The sequence below is a fragment of the Aequorivita vladivostokensis genome (genome assembly GCF_000952855.1).
Lineage (GTDB): Bacteria > Bacteroidota > Bacteroidia > Flavobacteriales > Flavobacteriaceae > Aequorivita > Aequorivita vladivostokensis.
Genome location: NZ_JSVU01000015.1, coordinates 17,582 through 32,585, shown reverse-complemented (window position 1 = coordinate 32,585; position 15,004 = coordinate 17,582). Strand labels below are relative to the sequence as shown.

Genomic DNA, 15,004 nt, shown 5'->3' with positions numbered 1-15,004 from the left:
GCTTCGCAAGGTCAATACCATTGGCATTAAACAGGCCAATAAATGCATGCACCTCTCGGCAATGGCCTACAACCTCAAGAAATACCTCAAGTTTATCCAAAAACGCGCAAAGAGCGGGGCGGAAAGCCTGGTTTTATATTTTTTGCCAAAAATAGTGCTTCAGAATGTAGCATGGCATTTTTTAAAGGCACCAAATTTGGTTCATTCTCAAGCCTGACCAAAAAAGCAAGGCCGCTTAAAACGGCTTATATTGGTTCAGATCTAAAAAAATTAAGGGGTTGTGCAACGGTTACCGTTGTCGTGCAACGTCTTTATTTAATTCAAACTGACACCTGCTTTCGTAAAAATATCTTGCAATTCCTTTTCAATTGGGAAAGGTTTAAGAGGCGGTACATTTGCTCCCCCTGGATTACCAACTGGAATTTTTCCAACGAAAGACTTTACCCCACCAAAAATCAGTCGTGGTATTTGTCCGACTATTTCTTTTCCGCTTTTGATTTTAAGTCCGAATTGTAGCATTTTCCAATGAACGTAACTATGTGCATACGGATATTTTTGTCCGATTATGTGGGCACGCTCTAAATGGTTCCAAGCTTCTTTTACGTTATCGTTTAAATATTCAGTCTGATAGTCCGAAAGCTCTTTTTCGTAATACGTTTTTAAACTTTTCGGCATTGTCGTATTGAATTTCATATCGTTATTATTATTCAAGTTTCAAATAATTTACTCTTTTCCGTTCAGACTTTTTATATTTTGCACAACTGGTTATATAGTATCATATACCACTGATATCCCGTAAATAGGTTAGGATATGTCAAGTTTTTGTTACTGTTATCGTGTAAAGATAATTTTTTATTTCTGCACAATCCTTCCATATTTAGGTTTTAGGTTGTAAGCTGTAAGATGGCGTTGTTGGCTTTTTGACTTGGGGGAGAAAACAACTATAATGTTAGAAAAAAACTAAAAGCCAACAAACAATGCGGAAACAAATTATAGATCCCATTAATGAAATTTAAGGACAAATATATTTCCTAATCATATATGTGGTAATCGGCTTAAGGGTTTTACCAGTTTCTGGATGTAACCCATAACTAGTGAAATATTGAAGTTTACCCTCCTTATTTTTGCCATACCATATTTGAACTTCTCCATCCTTTCGGAAATATTGGGTACTACAATTAGCAATAATTCTTTTAAAGTTTTCAATGCGCTCTTCCTTATAAAATTTCAAAGTACCCTCATTCAATTTTTTGGAATCGAAGGGAACCTCAACATAATGGGTATCCTGCCACTCCATCCAACGTTGTCTAGTGATATAGAAATAACCTCCTATTCCTAAAGCAAAAAGAAATATTACAATCAGCGTTACTTTATTTTTATTTAAAAATCCCACATAACTCTGTAATTGGGTAGTAGGTGAGATCACAGGAATTTCATTTTCTTTATTAATTGGATTTTTGGCTAAATACTCCTTGAAATCGGTATAGTTTAAATAATTTGCGAGTGCCAATACTACCTCCTCTTGAGGAATATTGACTTTTTCGCAGTCAGGATTTATGGCACTATTATAAAAATCACGTAATCTTCTCTCACTATAGCTAAAAGATTTGGAAACTATGATGGACAACTCCTCCGCACATCGAGTCTTTGATGGAGAAGAAACCCCTTCTTGTTCCAATTCTTTTCGAACTTTTCCGAAAGCATCCAACAGTAATTTTTTATGCATAAAGTCTGTATTTGAACCTATTAAAATTACAAAAAATTGTGTGTAAAATATTCGGAAATAATTTTCCAGAAGCTTTCCAAAACCTTTCCATCCACTTTCCAAGCTTTCCAAACCATTCTTTCTTCATTTGCTTCAGTATTGCAATGCCACCTTGGGTGTAACAGGGTTTACAAAACATTTCAATACTACTACTGGAGCTGCAGTGTAATGTAACTGGCCATTTTGAGAAGTAACCTTATGCATTACTTCTGCGCTCCACACTTCTCAAGTTTGAAAGGCTTAGCCTTTCCCTTATCGTGTTGCTGTAAAACAATCTGGGCAAGTATCCGGACGGCCACACTAGTATCAACTTTTAATCATAACAAAATGAAAAAAATAATTTTAGTTTTACTTACGGTTTTCCTCAATTTGGGTCTTTTTTCCTGTACCCCACAAGCAATTTCCGAGGAAGTAAAGAATACGCAAGCCTGTTGTGGGGATGATGGTCATTTTCCACCACCGCCACCGCCACCTGACGGAGGGGGATAAAAATCTCCTAATTTGTTAGTACTTTAGAGGAATGAAAAACCAATCATTTTCATTCCTCTTCTTTTTTATTCTCTCTTCCTTCGGAAGCCTGAATTCAATTCATGCGCAAACACATCATGACACCCTAAACAATTATTACAAAGCAATCGTAAACCCCAATAGAGAAACCGATATTTTCCAAGCTATAAACTTTTATACCTTAAAAAAGGCACAGGATCTAAAAAAAAATGACACCTTGGGCGTCCTGAAAGACTTAAGGTTAATTGCATTAGGGCATTATAGTAATGGTAATATATTTGACAGTGAAATTGCGGCAGTCGAAGGGCTAAGCTTATTGGACAGGTACTCCAAAAAAGATACCGTCTATGATGGCAGAAAGGCTCTATATAATCAACTTGGTGTTATTTATCGCGAAACAAAAAAATATGAAAAAGCTCTTGAAATCTACGATTTATCATTAACCTATTCAAAAAAGAAATCTGATAGCATTACACTGATTAACAATAAAGCGAATATATATAAAGATTTTGGGAAATACCAAAAAGCTGCGGACCAGCTCAATGTCGCCTATAAAAAAATCGGAAATGACACATCCTCCCTACAGTTTGCAATGATAATTGATAATCTGGGCTATGTACAATCCAAATTGGAAAATACGGAAGCGTTGCCAAATCTAAAAAAGGCTTTAAAAATACGTGAAGCTAGTAACTATCTTCCTGGCCTTTATTCAAGCTATAAAAATTTAGCCCTATATTATTTTGACCGTAATGACAAAACGCAAGCCTTAAACTTTGCCAACAAAGCTTATGAAGTCGCAAATTCATTAAAAAGCGCCACCTACCTTCAAAATGCCCTTTCTCTTTATGCAATTATGAACGATGATCCTAAATTTGTACAGTTTAAAAAAATTACTGACAGTATAGCCGAAGAAAAACAATTGGCCGAAAACAAAAATGCCTTTATAAAATACAATGTAGCCAATGAAAAAAAGAGAACTGCCGATGCATTATTAGAAGGAGAAAGAGAAAAAAATCAAAAGCTTATTTTTCTAATTCTCGGAATTATCATTTTGCTTAGCTCAATATTTATATATTTCGCATTAAGGATAAGGCATAAAAAGGAAAAAATATTACAAGTGCATAAAACCGAGGCACGCATATCAAAAAAAGTCCATGACGAAGTAGCAAACGACGTGTACCAGCTTATGGCCAAATTACAAGGAAAATATAAAGATGACGAAACAATAATGGATGCTCTTGAGACTATCTATAACAAAACACGCGATATCTCTAAAGAAAATAGTGCTATTGAAATAGAAGCCGACTTCAATGAACAGCTCAACGATCTCCTATTAAGTTATCAAACTGAGACTACAGCAATCTCTACCCGTAATTTAGCTATCCTTGATTGGAAAATTGTGCCCACCATTAAAAAAGAAACTGTGTATAGGGTGCTGCAGGAATTGATGACTAATATGAAAAAGCACAGCGGTGCGACTGCGGTACTGCTTAACTTTAAACAACAGGGCAAGCATATAAGCATCGCATATTCCGATAATGGCAAAGGTTGCATCCTAAAAAACAAGAATGGACTGCAAAATGCGGAAAACCGTATTCAAGCAATTAAGGGAACTATTATTTTTGAATCTGAACCCGGAAATGGGTTTCGTTCAAAAATTAGTATATGAGTATGTTTAAAAAAGTATTGGTATCAGATGACCTGGAGTGCATCAACGAAGGAGTGGTTTCTGTTCTGCACGGAATGAATATAGAACACATTACGCAAGTTGCATATTGCGATGATGCGTTTCTTCAAATTGAAAAGGCAATATTAGTCAAGGAACCTTTTGATCTTTTTATAACAGATCTCTCGTTTGTAGCGGACCATCGCAGCCAAAAGTATCCTTCCGGAGAAACATTAATTCGAGCACTGAAGGAAAAGTACCCAGGCTTAAAAATAATTGCGTATTCCGTAGAGGACAACCTGCAAAAAGTACGAAACATCGTACTGCAGTGCAATGCCGATGCCTATGTTTGCAAAGGACGGTATGGCCTAAAACAATTGGCCCAGGCCATTAATGAGGTGAATGGAGGGAAACAATATCTCTCCCCCCAAGTAGCTAATGCCATTCAAAAAAAGATGGCGATTGAAATTAGCGATTACGACATAGAAATTCTAAAGCTACTCTCGCAGGGCTTTATCCAAAAAGAAATCAGTTTCAATTTTACAAAAAACAATATCCAGCCTGCCAGCGTAAGTTCCATCGAAAAAAAGATCAGTAAGCTTTGCGATCATTTTAAGGCCCGAAATACCACCCAATTGGTGGCTATAGTAAAGGATATCGGGTTAATTTAAGTAGGGTGACGTGAGACGTGAATCGTGAGACGTGAATCGTGAGACGTGAGACGTGGATCGTGTACGTTGTACGTCCCTGATATAGATTAACCGCTTTTGGCTTCTCCTCCACTCAGGACGGTGTTCACTTCGACGGCGCTCAGGGAACGCCATTTGGATTATAACATCCCCCTCGCCCTCCCTCGTCAAGCTCGGGACAGGCTCTTTAAAGGGGGAGAGGGTTTCCATTTATGAAGGTTTTTTTTAATGTTCATTTATTTTGCCTTAATGCGAAATAAGTTTTTCTATTTTTTTATAGGTTATGTATTTCCGTAAAATACGTTGTACATCCCCCCATACCTTTGACCTAATGATAGCCTGTACAAAGGGTAGGGAGAATATATAGGTTATTTTTTATCCCTTATGGAATACCATAAGGGATTTTTATTTGGATTATCAGTCTTAAAAAAATGCTCTTTTACGGTTTTCCGTAAAATATCTTTAAAAAGAGACTTTAAGTTTGGAACAATATTTAATTAAATCCATAAATAATGAAAACAAAAAATAGGATACTTCTTCTGATGATTCTAACAACATTAGGGTCATGCAGTTTGCAACGTGGCTACGTAAAGCTTACCGGGAAAGATCAAAAAGAAATAATTACCACTGATGAAATTAAAAACTATATGAAGGCAAATCCGAGACCTAGTATTGTTTTAAAAGCCCCAACTTCGGAAGACAAATCAACGCAGTCAGATCAAAACTCCTATCTATACAATGCAATTGAAAAGCAATTATTATTGGAAGGATTCGATGTTAAAGATCGTGGTTTATTTAATGAGGTTATAGGAAAGTCAAAAGATATTAATTATTCTGAAATTAAAAAATTAACTGGAACGGATTTAATATTAGAACTAGTTCGATTAGATACAGAAGTACCATACAATACCAATATTTATTTCCAAAAAGATGGAAAGGAAGCAATTGCAAAGGAGAATAACTTTTTATTAAATGGAGCAACAATTGAATTTAAAATTACAGTAATCGATGGCAACAAGCATGGTGGAAGCTATCTTTTCAATTATGTTCCGTGTGTAGAAAAAACTGATGATTGCTCTTGTAGTGTAGCCTATAAGAAAAGTTTAGACCGCGTTTATCCTAGATTAAGTTTCTGTAAAGGTGAAAGAAGACCAAGTACAAAAGGTTATGAAACAATACCAGAAGATAAACTTGAAAAATTTGTAAGGGAATATGTGAGTATTATGGCAGCTGCTATACGTTCTTAAGAAATCCAATAAAATAAAATATCAAAATGGAACTACACAACCAACTTAAAGCTTTAGCTGATAAAATACATCAACTAAAGGATAAAATTGAAACGGAAGAATCTACCAAACACGCCTTTGTACTGCCTTTTATTAATATTCTGGGGTATGATACATTCAATCCAACTGAAGTTGTACCAGAATTTACAGCGGACCTTGGACTTAAAAAAGGCGAAAAAGTAGATTATGCAATATTCCAGAACGGTAACCCTATCCTGATTGTAGAATGCAAAAATTGGAGAGAGGATCTAAACGTACATAATTCACAATTGTTCCGATATTTCCACGTAACAAAAACCCGCTTTTCATTGCTTACAAATGGAATTGAATACCGGTTTTACACAGATTTGGAAGAGCCCAATAAAATGGACGAAAAACCATTTTTAGAGTTTGATATTACTACGGTAAAGGAAAATATGGTAAATGAAATAGCCAAATTCCACAAATCAAATTTCGATGTAGACTCTATTGTGGACAATGCCAGCTCCCTTAAATATACAAGGGAAATCAAAAGATTAATATCAGAAGAGCTTATCATTCCCTCACATGATTTTGTGAGGCTCTTTGCGAACAAAGCATATTCTGGCAGGCTCACCGAACGCGTGATGGAAGAGTTTAAAGAGCTTGTTCAAAAGGCCTTCAACCAAACCATCAGTGAAAAAGTTAATGATCGTTTAAATGCGGCTATTAACAAGGAAGCAGAAAAACAGCAAGAAGATAATGTTGAAACCCAAGAACCGGAAAGCAAAATAATAACTACTGAAGAGGAAATGGAAGGCTTTCGAATTGTAGTGGCAATACTGAGAAGAAAACTGCCAGTAAGCAGAATAATTCACCGTGACACCCAGTCTTATTTCGGAATCCTATTGGATGACAACAATCGTAAGCCCTTATGCAGACTTCATTTAAATGGGGGTAATAAATACTTGGGAGTTTTTGATGATAAGAAAAATGAAACCCGTGAACCAATTCAATCAATAGAAGACATCTATAAATTTGAGGATGCACTTTTGAAAACGGTTGATAATTATTTATAATAGTTGAAATAAATACCATCTTACGGTTTTCCGTAAAACTTTCCTTTTTAAGTGCCTTAAGTTTGAATATTAATCAAAAAATCTATCAATATGGCATATCCAAAATTTGTTATCAAAAAAAGTAGTAACGATAAGTATTATTTCAATTTACACGCTGTGAACTCACAGATTATTGCTACTAGTGAAATGTATGAAACCAAAGTTGGTTGTAAAAATGGAATACAGTCGGTTAAGTCTAATGCGCCAAATGCCGAAATTGATGACCAATCCTAGATTGAAGAGATAAAAAATTTTATAAGGTCTTATATTTTAAAAATCAATATGGGCTTTCGATATCAAAAACGGATAAACCTAGGTAAAGGCTTTGGCCTCAATATCAGCAAATCTGGTGTAAGCCCGAGTTTTAGAACCAAAAGAGGCAGCTTAAGTTCCAAGGGGTATTCCATTCGCTCCGGTATTCCTGGATTGACGTACCGAAAAACCTTTAGTAAGGTCAAAAATAGTGGATGCTTGGTAGTAGGGGGTTTATTAATTAGCACGGCAATTTTTGTTTCACTTCTAATTAGCAACTAATGGGCAACAAACGATGAAAAATCTCTTCAATTGGCTATATGCTTTTCTAATGATTTCATATCGCCAAATTATTTATAGAATCACTAATCGAAAGATGGTAGCTAGCAATGTGTATGTTGATGCTCCTATAGGTATTATTGGTCAACCCAATAAAATAACTTGGGATGTGCAAAACCTTCTTTACGCTAAAGTGATACATAGAAGTAAAAAGAGGATAATTACTCAAAACGCCTTTCATTTCACCAATGATTTAAGCACTCAAAATGTCGAAATAATCTTTTATGGCATAAAGGAAAAGACTGTTAAAAAAATTGAACTTTATTTTATAAAGGTTCAAAAAACCCCTCCCCCAGAGCCCTTATTTAAAAAGGAATACAGACTGAATTTAAAATCAGAATTCAAATCCAAAAATGTTTTTCCTTCCTTAAAACCTTCCTTTTCGCTTAAGCCTTCCACCTCAAGAATCAAAAACAATATTCCAGAAATAGCAAATTTAAAAATTGAAATTCCACCCTTGGATATATCAGAATTAACAGAAGAAATACTCAAAGTAGAAAAAGAAAAAAATCTTAATACACTAACCAAAACCATCAAAGATGAAAAGAGATTATTACCACAGTCCGACCCCAGACCGTATCATGAAGTTATTATGGAAAGCCGCTGGTTCGGATAGCTACATACTACAAAGGTCCACCTATTCCGATCAGGTTAAATATGCATGTTTGGGCGGGGTGGTAGTCGCCACGGGATTTATGGCCGCCCTTGCTGGCGGTTATGCCATGTACACCATTTTTGAACCCAATGGTTCCGTTCTTGAAACGGAGACTCACTGGCCAACTGCTATTAAAGCCATTATCTTCGGTATTATTTGGGGATTGATAATTTTCAATATTGACCGTTTTATTGTCGCTGCCAGTGGTGTGGGCGATGGAACCGAAAAAATAACCTGGGGTGAATTGGGAGGGGCCATCCCCCGCTTGTGTATGGGAATTATAATCGCTATAACCATATCCAAGCCTGTCGAGATTCGAATGTTTAAAAGTGAAATTGATTCCGCTCTTTATGCTGAACAGCAAGAATTACAGAAAACATATGAACTAAATACAAGGGAAAACTTTAAAGAGAGGTTTATTCCGTTAGAAGCAGGACTAACAAATATCGAAAACGAACGTAATAAATTGTTAGCTAGATTAACAGATATTGAAGCACAATATGCAGATGAAATTCGTATTGTTAGACCGGGACCCAAAGCTGCTGCTTTAAAGACTCTCATGGAATCGTTAGCATTAAAACTGGAAAATTTCGATAATGAACGAAAACCTGAAGTTGATAGATTAAAGAATGAGAAACTATCCCTTGAACAAGAATTGTCTGCAGAATTATCAAAAAACCAAACTGTAGCGGCCGGTCTTGACGGACTTTTGGAGCGTATAAAATTGGCACATGAACTAGCAGGTTTTTGGATTTCCTTATTTATCACCTTGCTCTTTATGGCCATAGAATTGACTCCGATTTTCTTTAAGATGATGCTTACCAAAGGACCGTATAATTATATGAAGGATAATGTTAGGGAGCTATTGCTAGCAGAACAGGGGATAGAAATCCATTACGATTACTATCAGGACAAAAAGGGCCAAGAGCGTATTAAGGTAGAACACCACCAAGCCCAAAAATTAATACACGAGAAAAAGCAGCTTTTGGTAGCGCAACAAAAACTCAACGAAAATATTATTGATAAATGGGTACAAAAGGAAATCGACAAACTGGATACGAATCTTGAAGATTATATCACTACCTCTAAATCTTGATAGCACATGCAACTAGCGCTTTGGAAAATGGCCTGTGAGGATTATCAAATTTTGTATCAGGCCAGTAAAAAAACCCGAAGGGCCTTCACTTTTTCGGGTGTGGTGATGGGCATAAATTATATGCTCTCACTATTAGGACTGTATCAGTTTTTTGAAATCATATTTGTAGACATTTTTATCGCCCTGGTGCTGGGCGCATTTGTGACCATCGTATTCATGAATATATACAAACTTTGCCTCACCACCTTAAACAAGGATGAAAAAACATTTAGTTTAAGTTACTTGGCTTCCTTGTTAGGTCGATTAATTTTTGTGGGGTTTATAGGACTATTGATTATAAAAGGCTTTGAATCGTTTTTAATTTTTACAGTATTTGAAAAATTGAGATTAGCGGATTATGAAGGAAAAATACTTCTCAGTTTACGTACCATTCATTCTAAATTTCCTTGGATTTGGATGGTAACCATTGCATTATTAACCTTATTTATACTACCCTTTTTTATTAAAGTTAGTATTAAAGCTGGAAGCATCTATATTCAGGAAAAGAAAACTGTTGAAAAGAATATAATTCTCGAAGACTACAAAAGATTTAAGAAGAGGTATGCGATTATATTTCAAAGGGATTATAACTTATCGATTGAAATTAAGGAACACTATTTAGACCCTCCTTTCAATACCATTCCCCTTATTGTTACCCAAAATCTTGGTACTACTGAAGATTTTATAAAGTTTTTAAATTCTGAAGAAGTTAGTTGAAATACGGAAAAAACGTATAAAAAACGTTTACATCAAGGGTGACTTTGTGGGGCAATATACTGGCTCCCAAGATCGACTTAAGGCTTTATTTCAAACTGAATATCTATATAACGATCTAAAAATAGATTGGGGAGAATTGCGCAATTTCGTCCAAATTTCTGAGGAGGAGTTTTATTCGGTAGAAACAGATCGTATTGCGGAACAGTCTTGTTTAAAAAATATTAAAGCCTATCCCTCAATAAAAAGTCAAGATTTTGATGGGTATAACTTTGCCCTATCAGAGGTGCGAGCCTCAAATGTGCAAATTGTACGAGCGCCCCAGCAGGACCTACAACCTTTTCTGGGTGATATTCGGTTCACTCTTTATGGTAAAATTAATAGTACTGAATTTTATACTGATTTCCTTGAAATTGAAGATAAAAAGGAAGTTGTATTTTCTCCTTTCTTGGATAACTACCCTTCAGAATATGAAGTAAGGGAGGATCCCCCCACCTCCCTACGTCCTTCAAACTCAGGTTGTCTTTCTGGATGTTTTTCAACCATTGGCATGGTGTTCGCAATTATACCATTGATTGGATTATTGCTATTTTTCCTAAGTATTGGTTGGATCCCTACGCTATTGATACTTGCCATACTAGGCTTAATCTGGTTACTAAACAGGTTTCCAGCTCTCGGAAATTATGTGGGAAGAAATTTAGGTTGCCTCCCGCGAATATTTACAGGTATATTTTCAGTTGGTTTCTTTTTATTAATTGGTTGGGCATTGCTTTCCATGATTATGAAAGGATGCGGAAATGGATCCTCCAACGGCACATTTCAACCTCCCACTCCAGTAATTGAAGAAACGGAAAATCTTCAAAAAGAAAAGATAATCAGAACAAAAGATGATGAATTTTCGGATAATTACGATGTGCCAGAAGCGGTTTATGACACCCTAAATTCAGAAAAAAACGAACCCATTTTTGATACCTTAATAATAAACAAGAGAGTATGGAAGGATTATCAGGACAACATACACAGAATGGATATTGTGCTATCAAAAAGAGATATACGTATTAGCAGAAACAACAGAAACCAAAACTATCTGAACAATGGCTATAGTGGACTATACCAAGATTTATCCATTTTTAACGATGCGTTGTTGGAAAGGGTATATGGTAGCTTAGATTCTTTAAGATTGGCTAATAAAATGGATGAAAAAACATTCGCCGAAGCAATTGTAAGTATGATTCAGGATATCCCATATAAACTTATTCTTGAAACAGATTGTGCGCAAGGCGCACAACAATCACGCTTTGTAATGGAATATCTTAGCCAGTGTTCTGAACCCTGTTGCCTTGGTAATACTAAATTCGGGCTGCAAGCACCGACTGAGTTTTTAGGGAACCTGTATGGTGATTGTGACACAAGAACATTATGTTTATATACTATCCTAAAACATTTTGATTATGACGTCGGAATCATTAATAGCAATCAGTTGGCCCATAGCATGCTTGCAATTAATTTACCATACGAAGGAGTATATAAATCTTATAACAACAAGAGATACTTTTTGTGGGAAACAACAAATGCCGGTTTTGTGCCAGGTTATGTACCGCCCGATTATAATAATATGAATTTATGGGAAATGGAATTAACTTCTAAATAACTAACTATGAAAACCTCAATCCTTGAAATTACAATTGCTCTGCTTTTTAGTGTCCTAATTTATATTTTGTACTTAAAATTTGCGATACTCAGAGTTTATAAGAAATACGATTTTGAAATTACGAATATCGCGGCTACGATTTATACAACAACTCTGAGTGTAGTATTTATTCTAATATATACCACTTTGCCCCAATCCATTCTTAACGCATACGGGATTGTTGAAATGAACTCGATAAACGATATATCATTATGGAAGTCATTTGCTCCTTTATTAGGCCAGTATCTTTTAATATTGGCTGTTGTATATTTAATCCTTTTATTTATTAGTCGCTATATATTCAAATTATTCATTGATAAAGAAGGTATATATAGTAGCATTTTAGATGATGAAAGGGCAAAAGTTATTTTCTTTTCAGTGATAATTATTTCCATTTCAATAATTACAAGATATTTTGTGGAACAAATTGCACAACAAATGATTCCCCTAAGCAATACAATCTTTTAAAATTTGAAGAATATAATTTTATTTTTTTTATTCCTTCTTTCCCTAAATACCAATTGCCAAACCCTCACTGGAAAAGTAGTAGGCATTATGGATGGTGACACTTTTAAACTCCTAACCCAGGATTCAACAATAGTCAAAGTACGTTTAGCAAATATTGACTGTCCTGAAAAAAAGCAGCCATTTTCCCAGAAGGCCAAGGATTTTACTTCCAAGGCCATTTTTAGCAAAACAGTATGCATAGATGTGCTAAAAAAAGATAGGTATAGGCGCAGTATTGCCATTGTATTCTATAATGATTCCTTAAATTTAAACAATCAACTGCTGACCAATGGCTTAGCCTGGCATTATACGAAATACTCAAAGGATATAGAACTTCAAAAAATGGAAGACATGGCGCGAAAAAATAAAATAGGCCTTTGGCAAGAAGCAAACGCAATTCCACCTTGGGAATGGCGGGATTATAAAAAGAAAAAAATCAAACAATGAAATTTCTCCAACTCCTCATATTCCTTGCTTTCTTAGGCTGCGCCCAAAACAGTCCCGCCCAAACAGTTTATACCACCAAAACAGGCAAGAAATACCATACAGCAAATTGCCGCTATCTTAAACACTCCAAAAAAGATATCTCTTTGGAACAAGCTATAAATTTTGGATACCAAGCATGCTCGGTATGCAAACCTGGTTCAAATCCAGAACAGATTCAAAGTTTGTTATCAGAATCCGACCAAAACACCACATCCCAAGAAACCGTTTCACATAAAACTACCGCTACCCAATGCACCGGAAAGACAAAGGCGGGAAAGCGGTGTAAGCGCATGACAAAAAATGCGTCGGGACGGTGCTATCAACATTAGAAGATAAATCAATAAAAATGGGAGTTTGAGGTCTTAAGATTGCATCCCAAACTCCCAAGATTACAAATTTAAATTTACTTGCAACCATTCTTATCGCAAGTAATACTCTGTGATGTGTTTACCCAATGGTCCGGATGAGTATTTGTATTTGTTCCACATCCAGTGTATTCACCTTTGGAACCACTGTGAACTTCGCCCGTGGGCGTGTGTTTTACTGCCATAATATTAAATTTAAATTATTAATACCACTAAGTTATATTATAGATTTTAGCTTTCCTTACGGTTTTCCGTAAGTATCCTATTATTATCTATGGTAATTTTATTCCTAGTAATATAAAATTTAACAAGATGGAAAAAATTAAAGCAATTAAACCCGGACCGAAACCCAAAAAAGAAGACGGAACTCCAGATAGGCGAAGACGTGTTACACCAGAGACAAAGCCAAAACACCCGGGATTAAAACCCCATAAGCATAAGCCTAAAGATTAGTCGTTTAAAAGGGTGAGTACGAACAAATAGGTCTCGGTTTCTAAGAGGCCTATATTTTAAAAAGTATTTATAGTTGGGCGGTAATCAATTTTTTAATTTCAACTGCCCCTTTTAGATCAGGATTTGTTTTAATGGTCTTATCTATATCGTGAATCATTTCCCTAAAAATACGGTTTGGATTCGGTTGTTTTTTAACAAGCGTGATTGCAATAATATAAGTTTCCGTACCCTCTATTTCCTTACCAAGCATCAGTTGGGCAAGGCCTTTAGTAGCCAAAACCCACCCCAATTCATATTCAGATATTGCTTTATCACAATATTCAACACATTTATCGTATGCTTCGTTTTCAAATTGCGTTTTCGCCAACCCGGCATATAATTCTGCCTTTTGCTGCTTTTCGGTTTTGGCAATGGGCTTTCTGGTTTCGGTAATTGCAACAACTTCAATATTAATATGAATGCCATTCATAGCGCTTGGATTCTTTAAACCCAAGTACCACGTTCCACTTTTAATATCATCCACTTTTACAATAGCCTGTTTTGTGTTTTGCACCATTCCTTCTGGATAGTGAAGAAAAGTGCCATTATTTAATTCTACCTTTTGAAGAAATAAATGCATATTTTTTTGATCAAGCAGATAAATGTCTGCCGCAGCTACTCCTTCTGGCACCTTGATTCTAGAAGTTGCTATTTAAGAAAGACCACTGGGATCTACCAACATACGGGATAGTTGCATAGCCAAGTTAAGCTTTGCCGTACCATTTTCTCCCTCGGTCGTGGTGAAACTATAATACCACTCCACAGTATTGGGTGGTAAATCGATCTTAATGGAGGTGCGGGATTTTCCATCAAACCCCGCACGCATACCACCATTGAGATAAATATTTCTACTATCAATCAATTTTTTCGATTCTCTTATGATTTCAAAATCTTGACTGTATCCTAATTGAATCATTGAAATAAATAACAATATGATGACAAGCTTTCTTTTCATCTTCGATTTTTAAACATTCATATTTTCAAATGTAATTATATACGTACTAAGCTTTTTACGGAAAACCGTAACAACCTGCATTTTAACTGGGGAGAATACCAAATATAATAATTTTTGCTATAGGCTGTAATCTTTAAGCTAATAATCAAACCCTCACCCCCTGGCCTTCGAAAAGAAGCTTGCCCTGAGCGCCGTCGAAGGGTAGAAAATGAATTTATTAGAGGAGCAAGCAAAAATCCTTCTTTGAAAAAATTATTGTCATAAATACAAAACAATAAATATTCCACTCACAATCTTAGCATTTACCAAGCTTTATTTTTGCGCCGGAAATAAAGAAATTTTATCGCCTCCGACGAGCGGAGCGAGAGGAAGGCGGTTGATTTTCGTAAGCCTAGCCTTTTTTGATTCTTTTTTGGCCTTGCATC

At 35.7% G+C, this 15,004-nt stretch carries 20 protein-coding genes; 15 read left to right on the top strand and 5 right to left on the bottom strand.

What is annotated here, in order from left to right; genetic code table 11:
- The coding region (locus MB09_RS16495) for a hypothetical protein (RefSeq protein ID WP_045080794.1) at positions 1-217 on the top strand (217 nt) is incomplete at its 5' end.
- A gap of 98 nt (positions 218-315) precedes the next feature.
- On the opposite strand, the gene MB09_RS15025 is transcribed toward MB09_RS16495, so the two are convergent.
- Together MB09_RS15025 and MB09_RS15020 are read right to left on the bottom strand one after the other, a co-directional pair.
- Positions 316-693, bottom strand: a complete 378-nt coding sequence (locus tag MB09_RS15025) for a DUF3703 domain-containing protein (protein ID WP_045081743.1) — start codon at positions 691-693, stop codon at positions 316-318.
- Between the two features lie 319 nt (positions 694-1,012).
- Positions 1,013-1,837, bottom strand: coding sequence for a hypothetical protein (locus MB09_RS15020; protein ID WP_045081742.1), 825 nt, complete (start codon positions 1,835-1,837; stop codon positions 1,013-1,015).
- Positions 1,838-2,092: 255 nt separating this feature from the next.
- On the opposite strand from MB09_RS15020, the gene MB09_RS16245 reads away from it, so the two are divergent.
- The 14 genes from MB09_RS16245 to MB09_RS16295 all read left to right on the top strand — a co-directional run bounded on the left by MB09_RS16245 (position 2,093) and on the right by MB09_RS16295 (position 13,096).
- Positions 2,093-2,254, top strand: coding sequence for a hypothetical protein (locus MB09_RS16245; RefSeq protein ID WP_165586722.1), 162 nt, complete (start codon positions 2,093-2,095; stop codon positions 2,252-2,254).
- Positions 2,255-2,489: 235 nt separating this feature from the next.
- Complete coding sequence (locus tag MB09_RS15015; RefSeq protein ID WP_240484853.1) at positions 2,490-3,941, top strand: tetratricopeptide repeat-containing sensor histidine kinase; 1,452 nt, start codon at positions 2,490-2,492, stop codon at positions 3,939-3,941.
- A gap of 2 nt (positions 3,942-3,943) precedes the next feature.
- Positions 3,944-4,609 (top strand): helix-turn-helix domain-containing protein, encoded by a 666-nt coding sequence (locus MB09_RS15010; RefSeq protein ID WP_045081740.1) that lies wholly within the window; start codon positions 3,944-3,946, stop codon positions 4,607-4,609.
- Between the two features lie 530 nt (positions 4,610-5,139).
- Positions 5,140-5,874: a hypothetical protein gene (locus tag MB09_RS15005; protein ID WP_045081739.1), complete on the top strand. Its 735-nt coding sequence runs from the start codon at positions 5,140-5,142 to the stop codon at positions 5,872-5,874.
- Positions 5,875-5,900: 26 nt separating this feature from the next.
- Complete coding sequence (locus tag MB09_RS15000) at positions 5,901-6,950, top strand: type I restriction endonuclease (RefSeq protein ID WP_045081738.1); 1,050 nt, start codon at positions 5,901-5,903, stop codon at positions 6,948-6,950.
- A 90-nt stretch (positions 6,951-7,040) separates the two neighbouring features.
- Complete coding sequence (locus MB09_RS14995) at positions 7,041-7,223, top strand: YegP family protein (RefSeq protein ID WP_052671419.1); 183 nt, start codon at positions 7,041-7,043, stop codon at positions 7,221-7,223.
- A 48-nt stretch (positions 7,224-7,271) separates the two neighbouring features.
- Positions 7,272-7,523, top strand: a complete 252-nt coding sequence (locus MB09_RS16630; RefSeq protein ID WP_084709161.1) for a DUF4236 domain-containing protein — start codon at positions 7,272-7,274, stop codon at positions 7,521-7,523.
- A gap of 13 nt (positions 7,524-7,536) precedes the next feature.
- Positions 7,537-8,196: a hypothetical protein gene (locus tag MB09_RS14985; protein ID WP_131459950.1), complete on the top strand. Its 660-nt coding sequence runs from the start codon at positions 7,537-7,539 to the stop codon at positions 8,194-8,196.
- On the top strand, positions 8,120-9,331 hold the full coding sequence (locus MB09_RS14980; RefSeq protein WP_240484852.1) for a DUF4407 domain-containing protein: 1,212 nt from the start codon (positions 8,120-8,122) through the stop codon (positions 9,329-9,331). Before MB09_RS14985 ends, MB09_RS14980 begins: the two co-directional genes overlap by 77 nt.
- A gap of 6 nt (positions 9,332-9,337) precedes the next feature.
- Entirely contained in the window at positions 9,338-10,087 is a 750-nt protein-coding gene (locus tag MB09_RS14975; protein ID WP_045081733.1) for a hypothetical protein, read from the top strand.
- 136 nt (positions 10,088-10,223) lie between these two features.
- On the top strand, positions 10,224-11,735 hold the full coding sequence (locus MB09_RS14970; RefSeq protein ID WP_131459948.1) for a hypothetical protein: 1,512 nt from the start codon (positions 10,224-10,226) through the stop codon (positions 11,733-11,735).
- Between the two features lie 6 nt (positions 11,736-11,741).
- A complete protein-coding gene (locus tag MB09_RS14965; protein WP_045081731.1) occupies positions 11,742-12,242 on the top strand; it encodes a hypothetical protein in 501 nt (166 codons plus the stop codon).
- Positions 12,243-12,245: 3 nt separating this feature from the next.
- Entirely contained in the window at positions 12,246-12,728 is a 483-nt protein-coding gene (locus MB09_RS14960) for a thermonuclease family protein (protein ID WP_045081730.1), read from the top strand.
- A complete protein-coding gene (locus MB09_RS16295) occupies positions 12,725-13,096 on the top strand; it encodes a hypothetical protein (RefSeq protein ID WP_205618101.1) in 372 nt (123 codons plus the stop codon). Before MB09_RS14960 ends, MB09_RS16295 begins: the two co-directional genes overlap by 4 nt.
- A gap of 74 nt (positions 13,097-13,170) precedes the next feature.
- Here MB09_RS16295 and MB09_RS16240 read toward each other — a convergent pair whose 3' ends face one another.
- The 3 genes from MB09_RS16240 to MB09_RS14945 all read right to left on the bottom strand — a co-directional run bounded on the left by MB09_RS16240 (position 13,171) and on the right by MB09_RS14945 (position 14,540).
- Positions 13,171-13,317 (bottom strand): hypothetical protein, encoded by a 147-nt coding sequence (locus MB09_RS16240; RefSeq protein ID WP_165586721.1) that lies wholly within the window; start codon positions 13,315-13,317, stop codon positions 13,171-13,173.
- Between the two features lie 335 nt (positions 13,318-13,652).
- Entirely contained in the window at positions 13,653-14,204 is a 552-nt protein-coding gene (locus MB09_RS14950) for a hypothetical protein (protein ID WP_131459946.1), read from the bottom strand.
- Positions 14,205-14,276: 72 nt separating this feature from the next.
- The gene (locus MB09_RS14945) at positions 14,277-14,540 is read right to left on the bottom strand and encodes a hypothetical protein (protein ID WP_131459944.1); all 264 of its coding nucleotides are present in this window, start codon (positions 14,538-14,540) and stop codon (positions 14,277-14,279) included.
- Between the last annotated feature and the right edge of the window lie 464 nt (positions 14,541-15,004).

Excerpts from the sequence above, each read along its gene's own strand:
- MB09_RS15025 (WP_045081743.1), bottom strand. The coding sequence starts at position 693 with ATGAAATTCAATACGACAATGCCGAAAAGTTTAAAAACGTATTACGAA.
- MB09_RS14980 (WP_240484852.1), top strand. The coding sequence starts at position 8,120 with ATGAAAAGAGATTATTACCACAGTCCGACCCCAGACCGTATCATGAAG.
- MB09_RS16630 (WP_084709161.1), top strand. The coding sequence starts at position 7,272 with ATGGGCTTTCGATATCAAAAACGGATAAACCTAGGTAAAGGCTTTGGC.
- MB09_RS16240 (WP_165586721.1), bottom strand. The coding sequence starts at position 13,317 with ATGGCAGTAAAACACACGCCCACGGGCGAAGTTCACAGTGGTTCCAAA.
- MB09_RS16245 (WP_165586722.1), top strand. The coding sequence starts at position 2,093 with ATGAAAAAAATAATTTTAGTTTTACTTACGGTTTTCCTCAATTTGGGT.
- MB09_RS15005 (WP_045081739.1), top strand. The coding sequence starts at position 5,140 with ATGAAAACAAAAAATAGGATACTTCTTCTGATGATTCTAACAACATTA.
- MB09_RS14975 (WP_045081733.1), top strand. The coding sequence starts at position 9,338 with ATGCAACTAGCGCTTTGGAAAATGGCCTGTGAGGATTATCAAATTTTG.
- MB09_RS14985 (WP_131459950.1), top strand. The coding sequence starts at position 7,537 with ATGAAAAATCTCTTCAATTGGCTATATGCTTTTCTAATGATTTCATAT.
- MB09_RS14950 (WP_131459946.1), bottom strand. The coding sequence starts at position 14,204 with ATGCATTTATTTCTTCAAAAGGTAGAATTAAATAATGGCACTTTTCTT.
- MB09_RS15010 (WP_045081740.1), top strand. The coding sequence starts at position 3,944 with ATGTTTAAAAAAGTATTGGTATCAGATGACCTGGAGTGCATCAACGAA.
- MB09_RS14995 (WP_052671419.1), top strand. The coding sequence starts at position 7,041 with ATGGCATATCCAAAATTTGTTATCAAAAAAAGTAGTAACGATAAGTAT.
- MB09_RS15000 (WP_045081738.1), top strand. The coding sequence starts at position 5,901 with ATGGAACTACACAACCAACTTAAAGCTTTAGCTGATAAAATACATCAA.
- MB09_RS14965 (WP_045081731.1), top strand. The coding sequence starts at position 11,742 with ATGAAAACCTCAATCCTTGAAATTACAATTGCTCTGCTTTTTAGTGTC.
- MB09_RS14945 (WP_131459944.1), bottom strand. The coding sequence starts at position 14,540 with ATGATTCAATTAGGATACAGTCAAGATTTTGAAATCATAAGAGAATCG.
- MB09_RS16295 (WP_205618101.1), top strand. The coding sequence starts at position 12,725 with ATGAAATTTCTCCAACTCCTCATATTCCTTGCTTTCTTAGGCTGCGCC.